General features: G+C 72.3%; 19 protein-coding genes and 2 pseudogenes. 5 read left to right on the top strand and 16 right to left on the bottom strand.

Features of this window, described 5'->3' with window-relative positions; genetic code table 11:
• The first annotated feature begins 20 nt into the window (after window positions 1-20).
• Window positions 21-1,478 (top strand): SLC5 family protein, encoded by a 1,458-nt coding sequence (locus ACY35P_RS07570; protein ID WP_462115224.1) that lies wholly within the window; start codon window positions 21-23, stop codon window positions 1,476-1,478.
• 57 nt (window positions 1,479-1,535) lie between these two features.
• Window positions 1,536-1,664: a hypothetical protein gene (locus ACY35P_RS07565; protein WP_462115223.1), complete on the top strand. Its 129-nt coding sequence runs from the start codon at window positions 1,536-1,538 to the stop codon at window positions 1,662-1,664.
• 9 nt (window positions 1,665-1,673) lie between these two features.
• Here ACY35P_RS07565 and eda read toward each other — a convergent pair whose 3' ends face one another.
• The 11 genes and pseudogenes from eda to rhlB all read right to left on the bottom strand — a co-directional run bounded on the left by eda (window position 1,674) and on the right by rhlB (window position 12,949).
• Window positions 1,674-2,327 carry a bifunctional 4-hydroxy-2-oxoglutarate aldolase/2-dehydro-3-deoxy-phosphogluconate aldolase gene (gene eda, locus ACY35P_RS07560; protein ID WP_462115222.1) on the bottom strand — a complete coding sequence of 218 codons (654 nt, stop codon included), beginning with the start codon at window positions 2,325-2,327 and terminating at the stop codon, window positions 1,674-1,676.
• Window positions 2,324-3,304, bottom strand: a complete 981-nt coding sequence (gene glk, locus ACY35P_RS07555) for a glucokinase (protein ID WP_462115221.1) — start codon at window positions 3,302-3,304, stop codon at window positions 2,324-2,326. The genes eda and glk overlap by 4 nt, the downstream gene beginning before the upstream one ends.
• The gene (edd, locus tag ACY35P_RS07550; protein ID WP_462115220.1) at window positions 3,301-5,139 is read right to left on the bottom strand and encodes a phosphogluconate dehydratase; all 1,839 of its coding nucleotides are present in this window, start codon (window positions 5,137-5,139) and stop codon (window positions 3,301-3,303) included. Before edd ends, glk begins: the two co-directional genes overlap by 4 nt.
• Window positions 5,139-5,852 (bottom strand): 6-phosphogluconolactonase, encoded by a 714-nt coding sequence (gene pgl / locus ACY35P_RS07545; protein ID WP_462115219.1) that lies wholly within the window; start codon window positions 5,850-5,852, stop codon window positions 5,139-5,141. The genes edd and pgl overlap by 1 nt, the downstream gene beginning before the upstream one ends.
• Window positions 5,849-7,306 carry a glucose-6-phosphate dehydrogenase gene (gene zwf, locus ACY35P_RS07540; protein ID WP_462115218.1) on the bottom strand — a complete coding sequence of 486 codons (1,458 nt, stop codon included), beginning with the start codon at window positions 7,304-7,306 and terminating at the stop codon, window positions 5,849-5,851. Before zwf ends, pgl begins: the two co-directional genes overlap by 4 nt.
• Before the next feature lie 82 nt (window positions 7,307-7,388).
• Window positions 7,389-8,099, bottom strand: a complete 711-nt coding sequence (gene ung / locus ACY35P_RS07535; protein ID WP_462115217.1) for a uracil-DNA glycosylase — start codon at window positions 8,097-8,099, stop codon at window positions 7,389-7,391.
• A gap of 481 nt (window positions 8,100-8,580) precedes the next feature.
• Window positions 8,581-8,931 (bottom strand): annotated as a pseudogene (locus ACY35P_RS07530) (response regulator); the annotation flags it as partial.
• Window positions 8,910-9,417 (bottom strand): annotated as a pseudogene (locus ACY35P_RS07525) (response regulator); the annotation flags it as partial. The pseudogenes ACY35P_RS07530 and ACY35P_RS07525, both read right to left, overlap by 22 nt.
• Window positions 9,418-9,424: 7 nt before the next feature.
• Window positions 9,425-10,378 carry a permease-like cell division protein FtsX gene (gene ftsX / locus ACY35P_RS07520; protein ID WP_462115216.1) on the bottom strand — a complete coding sequence of 318 codons (954 nt, stop codon included), beginning with the start codon at window positions 10,376-10,378 and terminating at the stop codon, window positions 9,425-9,427.
• Window positions 10,375-11,061, bottom strand: a complete 687-nt coding sequence (gene ftsE, locus ACY35P_RS07515) for a cell division ATP-binding protein FtsE (RefSeq protein ID WP_462115215.1) — start codon at window positions 11,059-11,061, stop codon at window positions 10,375-10,377. Before ftsE ends, ftsX begins: the two co-directional genes overlap by 4 nt.
• Before the next feature lie 115 nt (window positions 11,062-11,176).
• Window positions 11,177-12,949: an ATP-dependent RNA helicase RhlB gene (gene rhlB / locus ACY35P_RS07510; RefSeq protein WP_462115214.1), complete on the bottom strand. Its 1,773-nt coding sequence runs from the start codon at window positions 12,947-12,949 to the stop codon at window positions 11,177-11,179.
• A gap of 238 nt (window positions 12,950-13,187) precedes the next feature.
• Between rhlB and trxA the strand changes: the two genes are divergently transcribed.
• Both trxA and rho read left to right on the top strand, forming a co-directional pair.
• Window positions 13,188-13,514 (top strand): thioredoxin, encoded by a 327-nt coding sequence (gene trxA, locus ACY35P_RS07505; RefSeq protein WP_462115213.1) that lies wholly within the window; start codon window positions 13,188-13,190, stop codon window positions 13,512-13,514.
• Between the two features lie 296 nt (window positions 13,515-13,810).
• Window positions 13,811-15,559 (top strand): transcription termination factor Rho, encoded by a 1,749-nt coding sequence (gene rho / locus ACY35P_RS07500; RefSeq protein ID WP_462115212.1) that lies wholly within the window; start codon window positions 13,811-13,813, stop codon window positions 15,557-15,559.
• Window positions 15,560-15,625: 66 nt separating this feature from the next.
• Here rho and ACY35P_RS07495 read toward each other — a convergent pair whose 3' ends face one another.
• The 3 genes from ACY35P_RS07495 to ACY35P_RS07485 form a co-directional block, all read right to left on the bottom strand.
• Entirely contained in the window at window positions 15,626-16,402 is a 777-nt protein-coding gene (locus ACY35P_RS07495; protein WP_462115211.1) for a TonB C-terminal domain-containing protein, read from the bottom strand.
• A gap of 52 nt (window positions 16,403-16,454) precedes the next feature.
• Window positions 16,455-17,342, bottom strand: a complete 888-nt coding sequence (locus tag ACY35P_RS07490) for an energy transducer TonB (protein WP_462115210.1) — start codon at window positions 17,340-17,342, stop codon at window positions 16,455-16,457.
• Between the two features lie 67 nt (window positions 17,343-17,409).
• A complete protein-coding gene (locus ACY35P_RS07485) occupies window positions 17,410-18,390 on the bottom strand; it encodes a GGDEF domain-containing protein (protein WP_462115209.1) in 981 nt (326 codons plus the stop codon).
• Window positions 18,391-18,544: 154 nt separating this feature from the next.
• Here ACY35P_RS07485 and ACY35P_RS07480 point away from each other — a divergent pair, with 154 nt between their 5' ends.
• Window positions 18,545-20,344: a monovalent cation:proton antiporter-2 (CPA2) family protein gene (locus ACY35P_RS07480; protein WP_462115208.1), complete on the top strand. Its 1,800-nt coding sequence runs from the start codon at window positions 18,545-18,547 to the stop codon at window positions 20,342-20,344.
• 12 nt (window positions 20,345-20,356) lie between these two features.
• On the opposite strand, the gene ACY35P_RS07475 is transcribed toward ACY35P_RS07480, so the two are convergent.
• Window positions 20,357-23,644: an ankyrin repeat domain-containing protein gene (locus ACY35P_RS07475; protein WP_462115207.1), complete on the bottom strand. Its 3,288-nt coding sequence runs from the start codon at window positions 23,642-23,644 to the stop codon at window positions 20,357-20,359.
• Complete coding sequence (locus tag ACY35P_RS07470; protein WP_462115206.1) at window positions 23,637-23,918, bottom strand: YcgL domain-containing protein; 282 nt, start codon at window positions 23,916-23,918, stop codon at window positions 23,637-23,639. The genes ACY35P_RS07475 and ACY35P_RS07470 overlap by 8 nt, the downstream gene beginning before the upstream one ends.
• Window positions 23,919-23,962: the final 44 nt, after the last annotated feature.

The raw sequence follows: 23,962 nt of genomic DNA, 5'->3' as shown, positions 1-23,962 counted from the left end.
AGAGCACCGAGGATTTCCCGATGTCGTCCACCGCCGTGCAGGTCGCCGTCTTCATCGCGCTCACCGCGCTCGTCGCACTCGCCACGTGGTGGCGCTGCCGCCGCGAGCGGCACGAGTCCGACGGCGGCCGCGACTACTTCCTCGCCGGCGGCTCGCTGAGCTGGCCGTTCATCGCGGGCTCGCTGCTGCTCACCAACCTCTCGGCCGAGCAGATCGTCGGCATGAACGGCGCGCAGACGATGCTGGTGGCGTGGTGGGAGCTGGGCGCCGCCGCCGGGCTCATCGTGCTCGCCCACGTGCTGGTGCCGATGTACTACCGCTACAAGTGCACCACCACCACCGAGCTGCTGGAACGCCGCCTCGGCGACCCCGGCCTGCGGCGCACGGTGTCGATCCTCTTCCTGCTCGGCTACACCTTCATCCTGTTGCCGATGGTGCTGTACACCGGTGCGAAGTTCATGAAGTCGATGTTCCAGCCGGACCTCTCGATCCTCTCACTGTCCGTGCTGTTCGCGATCGGCGGCCTCGCCTATGCCGCCATCGGCGGCCTGCGTGCGATCGCCATCTCCGACACGTACATGGGCGCGCTGCTGCTGGTGATGGGCCTTGCGGTCACGGTCTTCGCGATGAATGCGGTGCACTGGAACCTGTCCGGCATGCCGGTCGAACGGATGACGCTGATCGGCGGCCCGGATTCGGACATCCCGTGGACGACGCTGCTCACCGGCATGCTGTTCATCCATCTCTTCTACTGGGGCACGAACATGGTGATCGCGCAGCGCGCGCTCGCCGCCCCGACGGTGCGCGAGGCGCAGAAGGGCATCTACGCCGCCGCCGCGTTCAAGCTGCTCACGCCGCTGCTGGTCGTCGTGCCGGGGCTGATCGCCTACAAGCTGTTCGGCGACATCGACGACGACGCCTACGGCCGGCTCGTCGACCTCGTGCTGCCGTCCTGGATGGCGGGTGCGTTCGCCGCGGCGATCACCGGGGCGGTGCTGTCGAGCTACAGCGCGGCGCTCAATTCGGCCGCGGCGCTGTACACGGTCGACGTGCACTTGGCGAAGATCAATCCACGCGCCGACGCCAAGCGCCTCGGCCGGTGGGCGACCATCGCCTTCACCGTCGTCTCGCTGGCGATCGTGCCGCTGTACACGCAATCCAAGAGCATCATCGGCACGCTGCAGCAGCTCAACGGCCTGTACTCGATGCCGGTGCTCGCCGCGTTCATCGTGGCGATCTTCTTCGACGGCGTGAACGCACGCGCGGTGCGCTGGTCGCTGGTCTTCGGCAGTGCGCTGTATGCGCTGTTCACCTTCGCCTGGCCGGTGCTGCAGGCACGCGGCGTGCTGCCGCCGGCACCGCACTACATCCACCTGATGTTCGTGACGCTGGTGGCGACGGTGGGCTTCGCGCTGGTGGGCAGCCGCGTCATGGGCGGCTCGTCGCGGCGGCCGCAGGCGCTGCCGGATCCCGCCTGAGCACCCGCGCACCTCGCACCCGGGTCCTGCGGCGTATCCTCGCCGCAGGAGGCCCCGATGATCCTCGACTACATGCTCGACCGCGGACCCGTGCTGCTGCTGGTCCTCAGCGCCGCCGCGGTGGTCGCAGCGGCGCTCGCACTGGGCTGGCTGCGCCTGCGCCGCGGGCCGCGCCGGCCGCGTTGATCGCCGGCGTCAGGCGCGGCGCAGTGCCGCGGCCTCGCGCGCGAGCCGCCCGATGCCGTCCCAGTCGCGCGACGCGAGCGCGTCGGCCGGCACCATCCACGAACCGCCCACGGTCGCGACGTTCCCGAGCTTGAAGTAGGCAGGCGCCTTCGCCGCGTCGATGCCGCCCGTGGGGCAGAAGCGCACGTCCACGAACGGGCCGGAAAACGCCTTCAGGGCGACCACGCCACCCGCGGCTTCCGCCGGGAAGAACTTGAAGCGCCGGTAGCCGTGCTCCATGCCGAGCATCAGCTCGCTGGCCGTGGCCACGGCCGGGATGAAGGCGAGCGCGGTGACTTCCGCGGCCTCGTACAGCTTGTCGGTGGTGCCCGGCGCGATGCCGAACACCGCACCCGTCGCTTCCACCGCACGGAAATCCTCGGGTCGCAGCATCGTGCCTGCGCCGACGACCGCCTGCGGCACCTCGCGCACGATCGCCGTCATCGCATCGAGCGCGCACGGCGTGCGCAGCGTGACCTCGAGCACCGGCAGGCCGGCCTCGACCAGCGCGCGGGCCAGCGGCACGGCATCGTCGACGTGGTCGATCGCCAGCACCGGCAGCACCGGCGCTTGCGCCAGGATCGAATCGACGCGCGCGGCGCGCGTTTCGGGGGTCCAGATCATCGCGGGGTCTCCGGAAGGGCGCGCAGCGCGACCGCCGCGCCGAGCAGGCCGGGCTGCGGATGGGTGATCACGTGGATGGCGACGTTCTCGAGATAGGCCGCGAAGCGCCCCTTGGCGAGGAAGCGCTCGCGGAAGGCGCTGGCGCGCAGGAACGGCACGAAGCGCGGCACGATGCCGCCCGCGATCAGCACGCTGCGCGCCCCGTGCACCAGCGCCGCGTCGCCGCAGACCGCGCCGAGGATCGCGCAGAAACGTGCGAGCGCACGCCGCGCGGCGACGTCGTGGCCTTCCAGCGCCAGCCGCACGACCTCGGCGGGATCGCGCAGCACGGGCGTCTGTCCGGCCGGGCGGTTCGGGTCCCGCATCACCGCGTCGATCTGCGCGAGCCCCGTGCCGCACAGCACGCGTTCGTTCGACGTGCGGCCGTGCAGCGAGTCGAGCCAGCGCGCGATCAGCCGGTCCTCGTCGGTGACGGGCGCGAATGTCGCATGCCCGCCTTCGGTTTCGACCACCTGCCAGCCCCGCGCGTCGTCGCCGACGAGCAGGGCGACGCCGAGCCCGGTACCGGGCCCGATCACCGTGACCGGCGACGTCGGCGGCAGCGCGGCCGGACCGTGAAGATGCACCGCGTCCTCGGACCGCAGCGCGGGCACCGCCCAGGCCACCGCGCCGAAGTCGTTGAGCATCAGCAGCCGCTCGAGCCGCAGCGCCTGTTCGAGTTCCGCGCGGCTGAACGACCAGGCGCGGTTGGTCAGCCGGATCTCGTCGGTGTTCACCGGCGAGGCCACGGCGATCGCCGCGCGCGCGGGCGTGGCGCCGACGGTCGCGAGGTAGTGCTCGCAGGCGTGCTGCAGGCTCGCGAAGTCCGCGCACCGCAGCGGCTGCACGTCGCGCAGCGTCGGCGACGGCGCGTCGAGGTCCGTCAGCGCGAAGCGCGCGTTGGTGCCGCCGACGTCCGCGACGAGGCCGAGCCTCATGCCGACAGTTCCCGGTCGCTGGCGTCGAGCAGCGCGCAGGCGCCTTCCTCGGCGCTGCCCACTTCGCGACGCATGATCGCGAACAGCTCGCGACCGATGCCGGTGCGGTTGGCCGACAGATCGGTGCGATGCGGCTCGCGCGCGGCGAACTCGGCGGCATCGACGAGCACGTCGACGGTGCCGGCGTCCGAATCGATGCGCACGACATCGCCGGACCGCAGGCGCGCGATCGGCCCGCCGTCGGCGGCCTCGGGCGTCAGGTGGATGGCCGCGAGCACCTTGCCCGACGCACCCGACATGCGGCCGTCGGTGAGCAGCGCGACCTTCTGCCCGCGATCCTGCAGCACCGACAGGGTCGGCGTGAGCTTGTGCAGCTCCGGCATGCCGTTCGCCTTCGGGCCCTGCCCGCGCACCACGGCGATGAAGTCGCCCTCCAGCAGGCCCGCGCGGAACGCCTCGAGCAGCATTTCCTGCGCCTCGAACACCTGGACGGGGGCCTCGATGACGCGGTGCTGCGGCGCGACGGCCGACACCTTGACCACGGCGCGGCCGAGGTTGCCCTGCAGGCGACGCAGGCCGCCCTCGGCGTCGAACGGCTCCACGAGCGGACGCACCACGGACGGATCGCGCGACTGCGCGGGCGCATCGGCCCACTTCAGCGTGACGCCATCGAGGTACGGCTGCTTGGCCTGGTCGCGCAGCGGGCCGCCGTGCACGGTGCGCACGTCGTCGTGCAGCAGGCCACCGTCGAGCAGCTCGCGGATCACGAACGCCACGCCGCCGGCCGCCTCGAACGCGTTCACGTCGGCCTCGCCGTTCGGGTAGACGCGCGCCAGCAGTGGCGTGACGCGCGAGAGCTCGTCGAGGTCGTCCCAGTCGATGAGGATGCCGGCCGCCCTGGCGATCGCGACGAGATGGATCGCATGGTTGGTCGAGCCGCCGGTCGCGGCGAGGCCGACCATCGCGTTGACGATCGAGCGTTCGTCGACGACGTCGCACATCGGCGTGTAGGCGTCGCCCAGCGCGGTGATGCGCAGCACGCGCTCGGTGGCCGCGACGGTGAGCGCATCGCGCAGCGACGTGCCCGGATTGACGAAGGCGGTACCAGGCATGTGCAGGCCCATCACCTCCATCAGCATCTGGTTGGAGTTCGCCGTGCCGTAGAACGTGCAGGTGCCGGGCGAGTGGTACGACGCGGCCTCGGCTTCGAGCAGTTCCTCGTGGCCGACCTTGCCCTCCGCGTGCAGCTGCCGGATGCGCGCCTTTTCCTTGTTGGGGATGCCGGACGGCATCGGGCCCGCCGGCACCAGGATGCACGGCAGGTGGCCGAAGCTCAGCGCGCCGATCAGCAGGCCCGGCACGATCTTGTCGCAGATGCCCAGCAGCAGCATGCCGTCGAACATGTCGTGGCTCAGCGCGACGGCCGTGCCCATGGCGATCGCGTCGCGCGAGAACAGCGAGAGCTCCATGCCGAAGCGGCCCTGCGTCACGCCGTCGCACATGGCCGGCACGCCGCCGGCCACCTGCGCGCTCGCACCGTTCGCCCGCGCGATCGCGCGGATCAGCACCGGGAAGTTCTCGAACGGCTGGTGCGCCGACAGCATGTCGTTGTAGCTGTTGACGATCGCGATGTTGGCGCCCGCGGTGCCGCGCAGGTGCGGCTTGTCCGGCCCGGCGGCGGCGAAGCCGTGCGCGAGGTTGCCGCAGCCGAGCGCGCCGCGTGCCGGGCCCTCGTGGCGCATAGAGGCCATGCGCGCGAGATAGGCCGCGCGGCGCGATGCGCTCTTCTCGCGGATGCGCGCGGTGACGCGCTCGACGACGGGATGCAGGGACATCAGGGACTCCAGTGGACGTGCACCGCGGCCGCCGACTGCAGCACCGCGGCGACCGGGCGCACCGTCGCGTCCGGGTCGGCCAGCGCCTGCGCGAGCACGCTGCGCTTGTCCTCCCCGGTGACGACGAGGTGCGAGACGCGCGCGCGGCGCAGGCGGGCGGCGGTGAGCGAGATGCGCGGATACGGCGCTTCGGGCGGCAGCGGATCGGGGTCGATCCGCAGCGCTTCGAGCGTCGAATCGGGATCGAGCCCATCGGCCAGTTGGCGGGCGTTGGGAAACAGCGAGGCGGTATGCGCGTCGGCGCCCATGCCGAGCACCACCGCGTCGAAGGCGTGCGGATGGTCGGCGAGCACCGCACGCGCGTAGCGCTCCGAGCGCTCGGGATCGCCGTTCGCCGTCGTCAGCGCTTCGACGCGCACCGCCGTGCCCGCGAAGATCGACCGCAGCGCGCGGACGTTCGATGCCGGATGGTCGTGCGGGACGCAGCGGTCGTCGGTCGGCAGCAGCACGATGCGCCGCGCGTCGGCGCGGTCGCGCCAGCGCATCGCAAGCGCCCGGTACGCCGGCAGCGGCGTGCGCCCACCGGCCAGGGCGAGCACCGCGCTCCCACGCTCGGCAAGCGCCGCATCCACCGTCATTGCGAGGGCGTCGGCCAGCGCGACCGCGAGCGCATCGGCATCGGCATAGGCGTGGTCGACCGTCGCCATGCTCATTCGCGCCAGCTGTGGCCGCTACGGTCGATCAGGCTGACCGCGGCGCTCGGGCCCCACGTGCCGGCCGGATAGCTGCGGGGCGCCAGGGCCGCGGCGCGCCAGCCGTCGTGGATGGCATCGACCCACTGCCATGCGGCCTCGGTCTCGTCGCGACGCACGAACAGCGTGCCGTTGCCTTCGATCGCATCGAGGTAGAGCCGCTCATAGGCGAGCCGACGGCGCACGCTCGCGAACTCCTCGTGCATGTCGAGGTCGAGCTCGACCGGGGAGAGCTGCACGCCGCCGCGGTCGAGGCCGGGCGTCTTGCTCATCAGCTGCAGTTCGATGCGCTCGTCCGGCTGCAGGCGGATCGCCAGCGCATTCGGTTGCGGCGCGGCGCCGAAGATCGAATGGGGCACCTGCCGCAGCTGCAGGTAGATCTCGGTGGAGCGGCGCGGCATGCGCTTGCCGGTGCGCAGGTAGAAGGGCACGCCCGCCCAGCGCCAGTTGTCGACCTGCGCGCGGATCGCGACGAAGGTCTCCGTGCGGCTCGCACGGCCAAGCTCGTCGAGGTAGCCCGGGACGGCGCGTCCGTCGATCGCACCGGCGGCGTACTGGCCGGAGACGGTTTCCGTCGCCACTTCGCTGCGCCCGATCGGCCGCAGCGACCGCAGCACCTTGATCTTCTCGTTGCGCACGGCGGTCGGGTCGAAGTGCGACGGCGGCTCCATCGCGACCAGGCACAGCAGCTGCAGCAGGTGGTTCTGCAGCATGTCGCGCATCGCGCCATAGTCGTCGTAGTACTCGCCGCGGCCTTCGACACCGACCGTTTCCGCGACGGTGATCTGCACCTGCTGGATGTGGCGCGCGTTCCACAGCGGTTCGAACATCGCATTGCCGAAGCGCAGCGCCAGCAGGTTCTGCACGCCCTCCTTGCCCAGGTAATGGTCGACGCGGAAGATGCGCGACTCGTCGAACACCGCGGCCACGCCGTCGTTGATCGCGTTGGCGCTCGCGAGGTCGTGGCCGATCGGCTTCTCGAGCATCGCGCGCGTGCCCGGGCCGGCGAGTTCCATCGCGCCGAGCGTGCGGCAGATGTCGCCGTAGAAGCGTGGCGCGGTGGACAGGTGGTAGACGACGTCGCCACCGTCGCGCAGCGCAGCCACGCGCTCGCCCAGCGCGGCGAACGAGGGCTCGTCGCCGAGCGTCGCGGGAACGTAATGCACGCGCTCGAGCAGGCCGCGGATGCCGGCCTCGTCGCGGTCGGCGGCAGGCACGAAGCGCTCGATGGACTCGGCGACGCTCTGCCGGAAGCCCGTGTCGTCGAAGTCGCTGCGCGCGGTGCCGAGGATGCGCAGGCCCGGCGGCAGCAGGCGGTCGCGGTGCAGGCCGTACAGCGAGGGCAGCAGCATGCGCTGCGCGAGGTCGCCGGAGGCGCCGAAGATGGTCAGGAGCGAAGCGGGCGTGGGGCTCATGGCGCGTCGTGTCGGCTGGACCCCGAAGCGTACGGCGCGAACCATGAAGGCAGCGCTGTATACGTTTACAGCCGCTCGGCGATCAGACCGGCGGCAACGCGGCCCGCGGCGGCAGCGACCAGTCGATCGGACGCCCACCCCGCCGCACCAGGTACTCGTTGGCGGTGGAGAAGTGCCCGCAGCCGATGAAGCCGCGGTGCGCCGACAGCGGCGACGGATGCGGCGCCTTCAGCACGCGGTGGCGCGCGGTGTCGATGCGCTTGCCCTTCGCCTGCGCATAGCTGCCCCAGAGCAGGAAGACGAGCCCATCGCGCTCGCGATTGAGCACGTCGACGACGTGGTCGGTGAAGCCTTCCCAACCCTTGCCCTGGTGCGCACCGGCGCGACCGGCCTCGACCGTCAGCACCGCGTTGAGCAGCAGCACGCCCTGGGCCGCCCACGGGAGCAGGCAGCCGTGGTCCGGGCGCGGGATCCCCAGATCGCGCTGCAGCTCCGCGAAGATGTTCGCGAGCGACGGCGGCACCGCCACGCCGGGCTTCACGGAGAACGACAGGCCGTGCGCCTGCCCCGGTCCGTGGTACGGGTCCTGGCCGAGGATGACGACGCGCGTGGCATCGAACGGCGTCGCGTCGAACGCGGCGAAGATTTCCGGCCCCGGCGGAAACACCTGCGCCCCCGCCCGCTTGCGCTCGCGAAGGAAGTCCGCGAGCTGCCGCATGTCGTCGCGCAGCAGGTAGTCGCCGACGCGCGCCTTCCAGCCCGGCTCGAGTTTGATGGTGTCGGTCGCGGCCATCGAGGCATGGTCGGCGCTGGCGCGTATGCGCGCAATGCAGGGAATGCGGAGCGGCCTAAGCCGACGGCCACAGGCCAAGCGATCCCCCGACGTCCCGCTTGCCCTGAAATATCCGGCCCGGAGGGCGGCGCACATGGATGTGCGCCGCGGTCCGCCGAGGCAGGAGGCCGAGTCGGGCCGCCGCGGTGGAGGCTCGCGTCGCGAGCGTTGCTCCACCTCGGGGAAGGCGCTTTCTCTTGGTTACTTTTCTTTGCGCCCGCAAAGAAAAGTGACTCGGGCGCGTCAGCGCACGAAACGCCGTTGCTTGTCTCGCAGTGATTCCACCTGTGATCGACCGCAGGCATAACGGAACGCGGGCAGGCAGCACTCCTGCACCGAAGCGCACACGTCAGATCGGGCCTCCCTGATGCACGCAACGCCAAGGAGGCGACGCGAGCGGACATCGAGTACCGGCGTCAGCCGGGGAAAACACCCGCGCCCCTCAGGCCGCCGCCGGACGCTCCAGGCCCGCCACGCGCAGCTGGAACAGCGTCTTCGTCACCAGCAGGCGTTCCTCGATCGGCTTGAGCACGAGGTCGTTGGCGCCGGCGCGCAGCAGCTCGCTCTGGTTCTGCGGATTGGCATCGCCGGTCATGACGAGGATCGGCAGCCGGCGCTTGCCGTAGCCGAACTGCACGCGCAGCCGGCCGAGCAGGTCGTGGCCGCTGAGCTCGCCCTTCAGGTAGACGTCGGTGAGCACGAGGTCTGCGCCCACGTCGTCCTGGCCGCGATGCGCCTCGAAATGCGCGAGCGCTTCCTCGACCCCGATGAAGTGCATCACCTTCAGGCCGTGGCGCTCGAGCATGCGCTTGGTCGCCACCGCGACGACCTTGCTGTCCTCGACGTAGAGCACGCGGGCGCCGGGGATCGGCTCGGGATGCACGTAGCCGCGGATGAAGGCGGCGAGCGCGGCATGGCCGAGCCCCTTGTCGAAGTAGTCGGTGACGTCCTCGGTGAACGTGCGCGATTCGAGGTGCGACTGCGCATCGCCGGAGACGACGATGATCGGCACGTACTTCTGCCCCGCCGCGGTGCGCACGGTATGCGCGAGCGCGAGGCCGTCGCCGTCGGGCAGTGCGATCGCGGTGGTGACGAGGTCGACCGGGCCGGCCGCGAGCGCCTCGCGCGCCTGCGCGACGCTGTCGCAGGCCACGACCTCGACGCCCGGTACCTCGCGCACGAGCACGTCGGCGATGAGCTTGCGCACCAGCTTCGAACCGTCGACCACCATGATGCGCGCCGCGGTATCGGGCAGGTGGCGAAGGTCGTGCTGCTCCATGCTCACATCAATCGCCGGTCGAGCGGGTCTGCCGGAGATAGTGACCGGTCACCAGCCCCGCGCCAAGCCAGCCGATGAGCCCGGCACCCAGAACTGCGACGCCGGCCCGGATCGGGTCGAAGCCCTGCAGGCGGAAGCCGCTGCCGTAGGCCTGGGCGAGGTGGGCGATCGGCTCGCGCAGGGCGAGGTCGGCGCCGGTCAGCAGGGCCAGCGCGATCAGCCCCGACAGCAGGCCGTAGCAGGCGCCGAGGTACAGGAACGGGCGGCGTACGAAGCCGTCGGTGGCGCCGAGCAGCTGCAGCACCTCGATCTCGTCGCGCCGGGACTGGATGTCGAGCCGCACGGTATTGCCGACCACCAGCAGCGCGCCGAGGCCCAGCAGCACGGCGAGCACCCAGGCGATGCGCGCGCCGAGCGTGAGCCAGCGATCGAGCCGCTGCCGCCAGGCCGCGTCCTGCTGCACGACGTCGACGTCCGGCAGCGCCTGGAGCGCGGTCGCGAGCGCGGCGTCGTCGCCCCGCGGCGTGACGCGCAGCAGGTGCGGCAGCGGGTTCGATTCGAGCGCGGCGGCCGCGTCGCCGAGGCCGCCCTGCTCGCGCAGCTCACGCAGGCCTTCGTCTGCACTGCGGACCTCCACCGCCGCGACATCGCCCCGCGCACGCACCTGGGCGGCGAGCGCCTGCGCGCGGTCGAGCGGCGTGCCGGGCTCGAGGTAGAGGCTCACCTGACGCGATTGCTGGACGTCGCCGGTGAACTGGCCGAGGTTCGCCAGAACCGCCCACAGGCCGAGCGGCAGCGCGAGCGCGATCGCCATGACGCCGACGGTGAGGCCGGTCGCCCACGGCTTGCGCCCCATCCGTCGCAGGCTCGCGACGAGGCTGTGGACGTGGTGGTCGACCCAGCTGCCGAAGCGCGAACGGCTGCGCACGGGCTCGTTGGAACGCGCAGGCTTGGCGCTCATTCGGCGAGGTCTCCCGGCGCGATGTCGTCGAGCAGGCGGCCGTGGTCGAGCACGAGCACCCGCTTGCGCATGCGGCGCACGAGCGCGAGGTCGTGGCTCGCCACCAGCACCGACGTGCCGCGCATCGAGAGCGATTCGAGCAACGCCATGATCTCGGTCGACAGCGCGGGGTCGAGGTTGCCGGTGGGCTCGTCCGCCAGCAGCAGCTTGGGCTCGGCCGCGATGGCACGCGCGATCCCGACGCGCTGCTGCTCGCCGGCGCTGAGTTGGCCCGGCAGGGCACGACCGCGATCGCCGAGGCCGACCTTGTCGAGCGTGGAGCGCACGCGCTTGGCGATCTCGACACGATGCAGGCCGCGCAGCTGCAGCGGCAGCGCGACGTTGTCGGCCACGCTGCGATCGGCGAGCAGGCGGTGGTCCTGGAACACGACGCCGACGTCGCGTCGATGCAGGGCGATCCGTCGGCCGCGCAGCTTGCCGAGGTTCTTCTCGGCGAACAGCACGGTGCCGCGGCTCGCGCGCTCGGTGAGGTGGATCAGCCGCAGCAGCGTGCTCTTGCCCGCACCGGAGTGGCCGGTGACGAACAGCATCTCGCCCGGCGCGACGTCGAAGCTGACGTCGACCAGTGCTTCGCGCCCGGAGGCGTAGCGCTTGCCGACGTTGTCGAAACGCAGGAGGGTCATGCCGCGAGTATCGCAGAAGGCCCCGGCGCGCTGTGTTCGTGCATCGCCCGTGGCGCGCACCAACGAAAACGGGCGGCCGCGAAGCGACCGCCCGTGCGTCGTACCGCGTCGGGACTCAGTGCTGGTTGCGCGGCGCGCGCGTGACCAGCGACTTCAGCCCGCGCGCCACGCGGTGCAGCAGGCCCGGGCGGGAGGCCGCGGGTGCCTCGGCGGCGTTGCGCGAGGCCTCGAGCTCGGCCTTCGCGCGCGGCGTGCGCGGCTGGGTGCGCGTCGGGCGCGACTCGGTTGTGCCGCCTTCGGCACGCGGCGACGCGGATGCACCGGCCTCGGCACCGTCGACCGGCTTGCCCTTGCGACGGCGGCGACGCTTGCGCGGCGCCAGCGCCTCGCCGGTGACCGGATCGATGCGCGGGGGCTTCGGCGTGGCGGGGGCCGCGACGACGGCGACGGTCGCCTCGCCCTCGGCGCTTGCCTCGACCGCCACGGGCTCGGCGCGCGGACGCCGTGGCTCGCCGGTCCGGCCTTCGGGCTTCGGCCCGCGCGGGCGGCGCTCGCCGTCGCGGCTGGCGCCGGTGCGGCCGCCGCTGCCGCTGCGCGGCTTGATGCCGCGGCGTGCATCGTCCTCGGCCTTCTGCTCGCGGGCTTCGCGGAAGATCGCGCTGACGCTCTCCTCCTCCTCGCCCTCCACCTTCGCGCGCGGCGCGCGCGGCACCGCGACCAGCATGTCGGCCGTGACCTGCTCGGTCGGCAGCTTCTGCTCGATGTAGGCCTCGATGTCCGGCAGGCTCATCGCGTACCGCTCGCAGGCGAAGCTGATCGCATCGCCCTCGGCGCCGAGGCGCGCGGTGCGGCCGATGCGGTGGACGTAGTCCTCGGCATCGAACGGCAGGTCGTAGTTGTAGACGTGGCTCACGCCGTCGATGTGCAGGCCGCGCGCGGCGACGTCGGTCGCCACCAGGATCTCGAGCTGGCCCGCCTGGAACTTCTTGAGCAGCGACTCGCGCTTCTTCTGCGGCACGTCGCCGGAGAGGACGCCCACGCGATACCCCGCGCGCTCCAGTGCGCGCGCCACGCGTTCGACGAACGCCTTGGTGTTCACGAACACCATGGTGCGTGCCCCTTCGCTGCGCGAGAGCAGCGCGATCAGCAGCGGGATCTTTTCCTCGTCCGACGGGTAGTACACCTTCTGGCGCACCTTCGCGGCGGTGATGAACTCGCTCTCGACGACGATCTTCTCGGGCTCGTTCATGTGCTCATAGGCGAGCTCGAGCACGCGATGGCTCAGCGTCGCCGAGAACAGCAGCGTCTGCCGCGTGGTGCGCTCGGGCATGCGGCGCAGCAGGAAGCGGATGTCCTTGATGAAGCCGAGGTCGAACATGCGGTCGGCCTCGTCGAGCACGCACATCTCGCAGGCGTGCAGCGAGACGACCTTGTGCTGCTTGACGTAGTCGATCAGCCGGCCGGGGGTCGCGATGATCACGTCCGCACCGGCCTGCAGGATCTGCCGCTGCTTGTCGTAGTCCACGCCGCCGTAGATCAGCGCGAACTTGATGCCGAGCTCGGAGCCGAACTTCACCGCGTCCTTGTGGATCTGGATGGCGAGCTCGCGGGTCGGCGCGAGGATCAGCGCGCGCGGATCCTCCGGCTTGCGGTCGGCCAGCGCGGGCTTCTTGAGGAGGCGGTCGAGGACGGTCACCAGGAAGGCGAGCGTCTTGCCGGTGCCGGTCTGCGCCTGGCCGGCGACGTCGCGGCCGGCGAGCGTGATCGGCAGGGTCAGCGCCTGGATCGGCGTGCAGCGCGTGAAGCCGGCGGCTTCCAGGCCGGCCAGCAGCGTCGGGTGCAGGTTGAAGGAATCAAAGGTGACGTCGGTAAGGGGCTTGTCGCTCATCGGGATCCGGCGCGCCGGTGCGGCGCTTGCGAGGGGGGCGGCCGGGCAGGGACTGCCGGCGGCCAGAGCGTCCGGGCGCGCGTGGGGAGCGGGCGGGCGCACGCACAGGACGCTGCGGGCGCGGATCGGACGGCGTCGCGGGGCTTGCGCCACCGCGGAAGGCCCCCAAGTGTAGCGCATGCCTGCACGACGTCCGTGCGACCATGGCGCCCGCGCCCGTTCCGAGGAGACCTGTTCAGTGAGCGACAAGATCAAGCACGTCGGCGACGCCGACTTCGACCAGGAGGTCCTGCAGTCGTCCGAGCCCGTCCTGGTGGACTTCTGGGCGCCGTGGTGCGGCCCCTGCAAGATGATCGCGCCCGCGCTCGACGAGCTCGCCGGCACCTACGAGGGCCGGGCGAAGATCGTCAAGGTCAACGTCGACAACGAGCGCCAGACCGCGCTCAAGTACCACGTCCGTTCGATCCCCATGCTGCTGCTCTTCAAGAACGGCCAGATCCACTCGCAGCAGATCGGCGCGGTGGGCAAGGCCCAGCTCGCGCAGCTGCTCGACAAGGCGCTCTGAAGCACCCGCCGGGTCACCCCGGTGACCCGCCGGTGAACCGGCCGCCCGCTGCGCCGGCACGGCCGGCCCGGGTCGGCTAAGGTGGCCTCCGCCGGGCGCCTTCACGCGGTAATGCCGCTTGCGGGCGTGGAATCCGCCTGCCCCGAGCGCTTGCACGCGTCGTCGCGGCGGTGCTAGTTTGCCGCTGGCCCGGCGCGTTCGCGCTCGCCGCACCCCTCTGATTTCCCAGAATCGTTTCCGATCCCGACCTCGCCCGCGCCGCCCGCGGGCGCTCGCCGCTTAGCGAGGAATTCCGCTTGTCCGACCAGACCCCCGACGCCGGCGAAGTCGCCGAGAAGCGCGTGCGCAAGCCGCGCGTGCCCAAGGCCGATGCCGGCGACACCGCCGTGGCCATCGCCCCGGCCGACGCCCCGCGCGTAGCCGCACCGGCCGACTCGCCGCGTCCCGAAACCCCTGCCCCGCGTGCCCCGGCCGAAGCGTCCGCGCCGCGTCCCGAGCGCGCACCGCGCCCGGATGCGCCGACCGAGGCCGCCCCGGTCGCCGGTGCGCCGGAGCCCTCGACGTCCGGCGAGTCCACCTCGCAGAACGGGGGCGGACCGCACAACAACAACGGCCCGCGCGAAGCGCAGGGCGAAGGCGGCCGCAACAGTCGCCGCGAGCGCTTCAAGAACCGTCGCGACCGCCAGCGCGACCGCCAGCGCGACGGCGGCATGCCGGACGACGGCGGCCAGCAGGACAGCTTCGTCGCGCGCCCGCATCCGCAGGTGCCGGAAGGCTTCCCGCAGTACTCGCTGTCCGACCTCAAGCGCATGCCCGCGCCGAAGCTGGTCGAGATCGCCGAGCAGCTCAACATCCACGAGGGCGTGGCCCGCGCCCGCAAGCAGGACGTCATCTTCGCGCTGCTGAAGGTGCTGACCCGCCACGGCGAAGGCGTCGCCGCCGACGGCGTGCTGGAGATCCTGCCGGACGGCTTCGGCTTCCTGCGCGCGGCCGAGGCGAGCTACCTCGCCGGCCCGGACGACACCTACATCTCGCCCAGCCAGATCCGCCGCTTCAACCTGCGCACCGGCGACCACATCTCCGGCCGCATCCGCTGGCCGAAGGACGGCGAGCGCTACTTCGCGCTCAACATCGTCGACACGATCAACGGGGAGCCGATCGAGGCGTCGAAGAACAAGGCGCTGTTCGAGAACCTCACCGCGCTGTTCCCGCGCCGCAAGTTCCGCCTCGAGCGTGGCGACGGTTCCACCGAGGACGTGACGGGCCGGATCCTCGACCTCATGGCGCCGCAGGGCAAGGGCCAGCGCGCGCTGATCGTCTCGCCGCCGAAGGCCGGCAAGACGATGCTGATGCAGCAGGTGGCGACGGCCATCAGCCTCAACCATCCGGACGTGCACCTCATCGTGCTGCTCATCGACGAGCGCCCCGAGGAAGTTACCGACATGCAGCGCACCGTGCGCGGCGAGGTGATCAGCTCGACGTTCGACGAGCCGGCCGGCCGCCACGTGCAGGTCGCCGAGATGGTGATCGAGCGCGCCAAGCGCCTGGTCGAGCACAAGAAGGACGTGGTGATCCTGCTCGACTCGATCACGCGCCTCGCCCGTGCGTACAACAACGTGCTGCCGAGCTCGGGCAAGATCCTGTCCGGCGGCGTGGACGCCAATGCGCTGCATCGCCCGAAGCGCTTCTTCGGCGCGGCGCGCAACGTCGAGGAAGGCGGCTCGCTGACCATCATCGCCACCGCGCTGGTCGACACCGGCTCGAAGATGGACGAGGTGATCTACGAGGAGTTCAAGGGCACTGGCAACTCCGAGGTGCACCTCAACCGCCGCATCGCCGAAAAGCGCGTCTATCCGGCGATCGACATCAATCGTTCGGGCACGCGCCGCGAGGACTACCTCATCGAGCCGGAGCTGCTGCAGAAGATCTGGATCCTGCGCAAGCTGCTGCACGGCATGGACGAGATCGCGGCGATGGAGTTCCTGCTCGACAAGATGAAGAACACGAAGTCCAACGACGAGTTCTTCAGTTCGATGAAGCGCTGAGGCGCGACACCGGACACGAAAAAGCCCCGCTCCGGCGGGGCTTTTTCATTGCCGCGGTAGGCGACGTCAACCCGAAGGCTGCAGCCGGAAGGCGCTGTCGAGCGCGACGGGGCGATCGTTGCGCTCGCCCTTGAGCAGCGTCTCGCAGGCCGGGCTCGACTCGGTCGCCCGGCGTTCGGCGACGTCACGACGCGCCGGGCCGGGCGACTCCTCCCAGGTGAACGTGTACGGCATGCTGATGCGCGTGGTCACGGGCTGGCCATCGAGCCGTTCGGGCTGGAAGCGCTGCCCGCCGAGCCATCGGCGGAAGGCACCTTCGACCGCCGATCCGACGCGCAGGCCAGCGGGAATGGTCCGGGACGAAACGAGCCTCGCCTTTCCTTCCGGGTCCACGTCGTAGACGAATTCCATTTCCAGTTTCTTCAGCGCGAGGAGTTCGTTGCTGATCGGCGGAAAGAACGTCGGGCGCAGCGCCTTGGGTGCAACGCCCGGTCCATAGAACGCCGGTCCGAACCCCACCGCGAGCCCGCCTGCGGGCGCCTCGATGGCGCAGAGGCTCATGCGCGCGTAGGTCGTGCCGGCGACGGCGCGGCCCGCCTGCGTCGGCGGCTCGAACCGCCACGCCTCGACGTGGCGGTGCACGGCGTCGGCGAGCGGGGCCGGCAATGGCGCAGTGGGTTCGGCGGCGACCACGCGACCGGTCGCATCGACGTCGACGCGCAGCTGGACGAGGCCGAGGACCGGTTCGGGCGCTTTCGATGCGGCCGACGTCGCGGCGATGCCGAGCGCGAGCAGCAGGCCCGCACCGAGCGGGCGCATGAGCGTGGAAAGGCGTCGTTCCATGGCGATGTCTCCTTGAGGTTCGGATGCCCGGCGCGGCGCGCGGGGCGGGTGTTCAGGGCGCGAGCGCCGCCAGCGGCGCGGCGAGTCGGTAGCGCGTGTTGGGCGCACCCATGTCGTTGCCGACGAGGTCGGAGGCGCCGGGCTGGGGCGCCCTGGCTTCGGTCGGCACCCAGGCCGGCACGCGCTTGGCGGTGCGCGTTTCGAGGGTCCATTCGCCGGCGGGCAGCGCCGCGGGCACGCCGTCCAAGCGGAACTGGACGGGCACGAGCGCGACCCAGTCGGCATCCGCGCGCGGGGTGTCCGACGGCATGGCCGCGGGATCCACGCGCCATTTGCGCAGCGCGTTGATGCTGGCCTGTTCGAACTGCCCGAGCACGCGTGCGGCGACCGCGGCCGGCGCGCGGGCGTGGATCAGTGCGCTCTGCTGCACCGCGACGTCGCGCACGCTTCCATCGGGCGCCACGCGGACCACGGCGAGAACGTTTGCGTTCACGCCGTACTGGAGTGCATCGCGCGGATACATCGGCGCGACCTTCTTCACGACGACTTTCGCGGCGGGTCGTGCCGCCGCGATGGCGGCCTTCTCGTCCGGGAAGACGAGGTTGTCGATCGCAAGGCGCATCGCACCGCCTTCCATCTTCGAGGCGGCGACGCTGACCCGCATTTCGGCCTCGGCATTGACGATGCGCCCGTCGACCTCGACGGGCTCGAAGCGCACGCCCTTGACCAGCTCGACGATCTTCGCCGCGAGCGGCTCGGCGATCTTGGTGCGCACGCTGTAGTCGGCGACATGCCCGGTCTTGTCGATCAGCACGCGACCGTCCACCCGCGTGACGAACACGGGCGCCTCGAGGTCGGCGGTGGTGACAGGGCCCGCGAGCGCGGCGGGCGCGACCGCGAGCAGCACGGGCAATACGGCGGCGAGAAAACGCACGGCCATCGGATCCTCCTTGATCGGCATCGGGATCCCGATCATCCGCCGGGCCCGGTGCAGCCGCAACCCGGGCTCAGCCGGCGAGCATCACCCGGTCGCGGCCCGCGCGCTTGGCGCTGTACATCGCCGCGTCGGCGCGCGCGAGCCATTGCGACGGGTCCTCGCCCGTCTGCAGCGCGGCAGCGCCGATCGAGACGGTGACGGCGCGGCCGTCGCCCGTACGGATGCGGCCGGCCACGGCGGCGCGCAGCTCCTCCGCGACGGTCGCGAGCGTCGCATCGTCGGTGCCCGGCAGCAGCAGCACGAATTCCTCGCCGCCGTAACGGAACAGGCGATCGCCGGCGCGGCACCGCGACTGCACGAGCCGCGCGAAACCGACCAGCACGTCGTCGCCCGCCTCGTGGCCGAAGTCGTCGTTGATGCGCTTGAAGTGGTCGAGGTCCATTACCAGCACGCCGGCGGGCACGCGATGGCGACGGAAGGCCTCGGCGGCGATGTGCAGTTCGCGCTCCATGGCGCGCCGGTTCGCCGCGCCGGTGAGCGGGTCGCGCGAGGCGAGCGCTTCGAGCTGCTCGCGCTGCACTTCGGTCTGGCGCGCGAAGACGTAGGCGAGCAGGCAGGTGACCGCCGCGCTCGAAAGGTACATCAGGCGCTCGAGCATGGAGCCGAAGGCGCTTCCGTCGACCACCAGCAGCGCGACCAACACGATGCAGGCGACGAGCGCGCGCACGCGCCTGACCAGCAGGAAACTCGCGCCGATGATCGGATACGACCACAGTGCGCCCGACAGGCCGACCAGGCGCCCGACCACGAGGCTGCCGAGCACCATCGCGCCAACGAGGAACATCGCGGCGCGTTCGACGTTGCCGCCGCGCCAGACGTGCACGCAGGTGCCGGCGAGCACGCTGACGATCGCGCCGTCGACCGCGCCGACCAGCCATTGGCCCTGCACGAAGCGATAGACCGCGAACGGCCCGATGCCCGCCAGCGCGACGAGGCTGAAGAGCACGAGCACGGCGAACTGGAAGTCGGTGCGGAGCCGCTGGATCGACATGGAACCTCGTCTGCGTGGCCGTTCGTTGGAGCCGTTGCCCGCGGGCGGCGATCGGGCCGGCAGGCTAGCCGGCCGCACCCTGTGTTCCGGTGAACGGCCGCCGCGTCGACGCCGGCGGCCCTAGGATGACGGAACGTCTCCCCCGGATGCATCCATGCACGGTAGCGGCCTCGAGCTCGCCCTCGTCTTCCTGCTCGCCGCGGTCGTCGCGGCACCGCTGTTCCGCAAGCTCGGCCTCGGCGCGGTGCTCGGCTACCTCGCGGCCGGCGTGCTGCTGGGCCCGCAGGGCCTGCGCGTGGTCCGCGATGCGGACCCGGTGCTCGCGGCCTCGGAGATCGGCGTCGTGATGATGCTGTTCGTGCTCGGGCTGGAACTGTCGCCCTCGCGGCTGTCGGTGATGCGCCGCCCGGTGTTCGGCGCGGGCGGTGCGCAGATGGCCCTGTGCGGCCTCGCGCTCGCGATCGCCGCGCACGCGACCGGCCTGTCGTGGACGGCCGCCGCGGTCGTCGGCCTCGCGCTCGCGCTGTCGTCCACCGCGGTGGGCCTGCAACTGCTCTCCGAGCGCCGCGCGGTGCACAGCGAGCACGGGCGCCTCGCGTTCGCCGTGCTGCTGTTCCAGGACCTCGCCGCGATCCCGCTGCTCGCGGCGGTGCCGCTGCTCGGCCGCGGCGATACCTCGATCGACGGCATGGCGATCGCACGCGCGGTGGGCGCGGTGCTGCTCGTCGCCGTGGGTGGGCGGCTCGCCTTGCGGCACGTCTTCCGCATGGTCGCGCGCAGCGGCATGCCCGAGGTGTTCACCGGCGCCGCGCTGCTCACGGTGCTCGGCGCGGCGTGGATCATGACGCAGGCCGGCCTGTCGCCCGGGCTCGGCGCCTTCCTCGCCGGCGTGCTGCTCGCCGACTCTGAATTCCGCCACGAGCTCGAGTCGCAGATCGATCCGTTCAAGGGGCTCCTGCTCGGCCTGTTCTTCATGGCCGTCGGCATGGGCATCGACATCGCGCGCGTGGCCGACGAGCCGCTGCGCATCGCCGCGATCGTGCTCGCGCTGCTCGCGGTGAAGGGCGTGCTGATCTTCGGCGTCGGCCGACGCATCGGCCGGCTGTCGCGGCGCGATGCGCTGCAACTGGCCGGCGTGCTCGCGCTCGGCGGCGAGTTCGCCTTCGTGGTGTTCTCCGAAGCCTCGCGCGTCGGGCTGATCGACGCGGCCGCGCGCGACCGGCTGGTGGCCGCGGTCGGCCTGACGATGGCACTCGCGCCGCTGCTGCTGATCGCGATCACGGCGGTGCTGCGCCACGCGCCGACGCCCGCCCCGCGCCCGTTCGATGCCATTCCCGACCACCAGCCGCGCGTGCTCATCGCCGGTTTCGGGCGCTTCGGCCAGGTGGTCGCACGATTGCTCGCGGCGCAGCGCCAGCCGTTCATCGCGATCGAGCCCAGCGCGGACCAGGTCGACTTCGTGCGGCGCTTCGGCAACCCGGTCTACTACGGCGATCCCTCGCGCTCGGACCTGCTGCGCTCGGCGGGCGCGGAATCCGCGACGGTGTTCGTGATCGCATTGGAGGATCCCGAAGCCTCGGTACGCACCACGCGCGCGGTGCGACGGCTGTATCCCGAGGCGATCGTCTACGCGAGCGCGCGCGATCGCCGCCACGCCTGGGAGCTGATGGACCTCGGCGCGCATGCGATCCGCGAGGCCTTCCATTCGAGCCTGCACACCGGCGAGCGCGTGCTCGTCGACCTCGGCTTCGACCCGGCGACCGTGCATGCGCAGATCAAGGGCTTCCGCGAGCACGACGAACGCCTGCTGCGCGCGCAGTACGACGTGCGCGACGACGAGGCGGCGCTGATGCAGACGGCGAAGGACGCGCGCCGGGAGCTGGAAGAGCTGTTCAACGCCGACGTCGGCGAAGGCGTGCTCGGCGGGATGGTGCGGGCGCCCGAGACCCGCTGAGGCGCGAGCGGCTCAGCGGTCGCGCAGGAACCGCGCCATCGAGATGTCGCGAGCGCCGTCGCCCGGGGCGAACTCCGCGGCGATGTCCACGAAGCCGCGCATCAGCGCGATTTCGCGCGGCGTGCGGTTGAGCGAGTCGCGCAGGTCGGGGTCCGCGCCCGCGCGCAGCAGGCGCTGCACGACCCGCGACAGCCCGTGCAGTGCGGCGAGGTGCAGGGGGCCGAAGCCGCGTGGGTCGCGCGCATCGAGCCGGACGTCGTGGGCGAGCAGTTGCTCCAGTGCGGCGAGCAGCACGTCCTCGTCGACCGCGGTGCCGGGCTCGGCGCGCGCGCCGAGCAGCAGCAGCATCGGCGTGACGCCGTTGGCGGCGTGGTCCGCCTCGACGCCGGCGAGCACGAGGGTGTCGAACAGCGCGACCACGCGCGTGCGATCGCGCGCGGTGAAGGCATACATCGCGGAGCAATGCAGCGCGTTGCGGCCGTGCCCGTCCACCGCCTGCACGTCGGCGCCGGCGGCGAGCAGCCGCTGCACGAGGTCGGGCAGGCCCAGCGCGCTCGCGACCATCAGTACGGTGAGGTCGCCCGGCAGGCGCTGCTCGAGCGAGACGCCGGCGACGACGAGGCGGTCGACGATGTCGAGGTGGCGCATCGAGACCGCGGCCGACAGCGGCGTCGCGCCCGACTGCGCGGCCTGTCCCGGATCGGCGCCGCGCCGGAGCAGCAGTTCCACCACCGCGCGATGTCCGCCGCCCGCAGCGCGGAGCAGCGCGCTGCAGCCCTGGCGATCGACCGCGTCGACGGGCAGGCCGAGATCGAGCAGGCGCCGCACCGCGTCGTCGTCGCCGGCCATCGCCGCCGCCGGGATGTCCTGCGCGCGCAGCGGACGCCGCGGCAGCGGCCACGTGCGCCAGTCGAGCCAGTCGGCGATGTCGCGCCGGCCGGAGGCGAGCGCGACGCCCAGCGGGGTCTGCCCGTCGGCCGCGCGCAGTTCGGTGCAGGCGCCGTGCGCGACGAGCCGCTGCACGAGGTCCAGGCGACCGAGCGCGGCGGCGAGGTGCAGCGCGCTCATGCCGCGGCTGTCGCGCGCGTCGAGTCCGGCGCCGGCGGCCAGCAGGCGCTCGACGAGCTCCGGCCAGCCGAGGCGAACCGCGAGCGTGATGGCGGGATCGCCGCCGCGCGACGGGCCGAACGGATCGGCGCCGCGATCGAGCAGCTCGAGCGCGAGTCGCGCGCAGGTCGCGTCGGTGCCCGCGCACGAGGCGAGGAATCGCGCCAGGCCGCCGCGCCCGGCCGGCACGACGCCGGCATCGAGCAGGCGACGGAGCGCGGGCAGCGCGGCGGGACCGCGGCCGAGCAGCACGAACAGGGGCGTCTGGCCCTGGCCGTCGCGCACGTAGGGATCGGCACCGTGGCCGAGCAGCCAGTCGACGTTCGCGGGATCGGCGACGATCGTGTCGTCGTGCAGCAGCAGGCCCAGATCGGCCGGCGACAGCAGGCGCGCGACGTCGTCGAGGTCGCGGCGCCCTTCGTGCAGGCCCTCGCGCAGCAACGCCATCGGCGTGCGGTCCGGCAGCGGCGCGTCGTCGTCCTCGCGCAGCGTCGAGGGCAGCCGGTAGCCGGCGTCGAGCGCCGCGACCAGCGACCAGCGGCCGGCCTCGGCGGCGCGATCGACCGGGCGCTTGCCCTCGGCGTCGACATGCGCGGGATCGGCGCCGAGCGCGATGAGGCGCTCGACCAGCGCGGGCGTCGCACGGTCGGATTCGCAGGCGAGCGAGAGCAGGCCGCGACCGTCGGCATCGACGCGGCGCGCCTGTTCCGCGCCCCCGTCCGGCAGCTGGCGCAACAGGTCCTCGACGACGTCGTCATGGCCGCCGCGCACCGCGTCCATCAGCGGCGTGCGGCCCTGCGCATCGGCGAGCGCCGGATCCGCCCCCGCGTCCAGCAGCACGTTGACGATCTCGACGTGGCCGGCGAGCGCGGCGACGTGGAGCGCGCTGCGGCCCTGGCGGTCGCGGGCATCGACGCGCGCCTTGCTCTTGAGCAGCAACTGCACGCCGGCGGGATCGTCGTCCTCGCTGCCGGCCGCGGCGAGCAGCACCGGCTGGCCGCCCGCGGGCTCGGGCCGTGCGCCGCGCTCGAGCAGGAACTTGGCGACGCGCCAGTTGCCGGCGGCGCAGGCCATGCCGAGCGGCGAGACGCCGTCGCGGTTGAGCGCGTCCAGTTCGGCGGCCGCGTCGCGCAGCAGCGCGGCGACGCCCGGGTCGGTGCTGCGCGCCGCGTAGTGCAGCGCGGTATTGCCTTCGCCGTCGCGGCTGCGCGGATCGGCGCCGTTCGACAGCAGCGTCATCACCGCCTCCGGGCGGCCGTGCCAGCTGTCCCGGGTGGCGGCCAGCAGCGGCGTCATGCCCGCATGGACCGCGTTGAGGTCGACGCCCTTGCCGATCAGCGCACGCAGCAGGCGCAGGTCCGGCAGCACCGCGGCGAGCACCGGCAGCGCGCGCTGGTCGCGATCGCCCGCGCCGGGCGGCGCCTGCACGTCGGCGCCGGCATCGATCAGGGCGAGTGCGCGCTCGACGCGACCGCCACGCGCCGCCTCGTACAGCTCGCGCGCGAGCATCGTCGGATCGGGGGCGGCCGGCGGGGCGACCACGGTGTCCACGACCGGCGCGGCCGCGGGCCGCTCGACCGCAGCCGCGGGCGCGACCACCGCCGGGGCCGAGGCGTTGCCGAGGCGGCGCATCGCGAGGTGCACGACCGGCCCGGCGAGCGCGACGGCCGCAGCGACGGCGATCCGGGCGGTGCCCTCGAGCAGGCCCGGCCAGCCGAGCAGCACGGTGGTGGTGGCGAGCGCGAACACGCCCGCGGCGATGCCGAGCCCGCGCCAGGCCGCACGATCGACGTCCTGCATGTCGCGCCAGTGCGCACGCCAGTCGCCGTCGCGCTCGATCCCCGACCACAGCGGCCACGTCGGCCACAGCAGCAGCAGGACGATGCCCACCGCGAGGCTCAGCGCGACCGTCGCCGGCAGCGAGCCGCTGCGCAGCAGCGCGTCGAGCGGCCAGGCGAGCAGTGCGGCGGTGGCGGCGGTGGCGAGCGACCACAGGCCGAGCAGCGCGAGCCCATGACGCGCCGGTGAGCCGGCCGCCGGACCCTTCATCACGCGCAGGCCGAGCGCGGCGAGCGGCTGCGCGAGCAGCACGCCGAGCGCCGCGGCGGGCACGGCGACGATCGCCACGGCGGCCAGCGCGACCGCCGCGACGAGAAACGCGACGCCGCGCAGGCGGGAAGCGCGATCAGGCATCGCGGCTCCGGTAGTACTCCCCGGCGTCGTAGGCCGCCGCATCGGGCGGCGGTGGCACCTGCAGGAAGAAGCCGCGCCCGGCGAGCGCATCGCGCACCTGCGCGACGTCGACGCGCGCGAGGCGGCGCTCGGGCGTCAGCTCGACCTCGAGCACGAACTCCAGACCGCCGAGCTGCGCGCGCACGGCGTCGGGCAGCGGGGCGAAATCGTCGCGCTGCGCGAGGTAGACGTAGGTGTCGGCCTTGCGAAGGCTCTTGTAGACGTAGGCGTGCATGGCGGCCACGCTCGGGGAAGGCGTCGGCACAGCATACCCGCTGC

This window comes from Lysobacter xanthus, assembly GCF_047159895.1.
The sequence above is the reverse complement of the archived record's forward strand: the minus strand, read 5'-3'. Positions and strand labels throughout refer to the sequence as shown.